Below are 510 nucleotides of genomic sequence, written 5' to 3'. Positions count from 1 at the left end.
TGCAACCTTCGCCTTCCGGGACGTGAAGAGGCACGCACGCTGCTTGTCGCCGAGTTCCCAGAGTATGTCTTTGCGTGTACGCACCTCTCTCTGACCGAAGAGGATCGGATGAAGTCTCTCGAAATCCTGAAGTCCGTTACAGCCGATACCCGGAAACCTTTCTTCCTTGCCGGTGACTTCAACTCGGATGCCGACTCCGGCTTTATCAAAGATTTGAAGAGTACATTCCAGATACTTTCCAACCCGAAGCAGCCCACTTATCCGGCTTCCGAACCGAAGGAGACGCTCGACTACCTGATTGCTCTGAAACAGGAAACGCCTACTTTTGTTGTTAACTCGGCCCGGGTGATCGATGAGCCTCTGGCGTCCGATCATCGTCCTTTGTTGGTAGAAGTACGGATGGCGGTACCCGAGAATCGGATTTGCCGTACCAAACCCTATCTTCAGAATCCCGTAGGAGGTGGAATCACGGTGATGTGGCAGACCAACGTGCCGGCCTATTGCTGGGTG

At 53.7% G+C, this 510-nt stretch carries 1 protein-coding gene; it reads left to right on the top strand.

Going from position 1 to position 510, the window contains the following annotated elements; genetic code table 11:
* The coding region (locus tag HMPREF9007_RS00005; RefSeq protein ID WP_008763937.1) for an endonuclease/exonuclease/phosphatase family protein at positions 1 to 510 on the top strand (510 nt) is incomplete at both ends.

Source organism: Bacteroides sp. 1_1_14, assembly GCF_000162515.1.
GTDB classification, from domain to species: domain Bacteria; phylum Bacteroidota; class Bacteroidia; order Bacteroidales; family Bacteroidaceae; genus Bacteroides; species Bacteroides thetaiotaomicron.
Note: the sequence above shows the minus strand (reverse complement) of the source record. Positions and strands in the feature narration are given on the sequence as shown.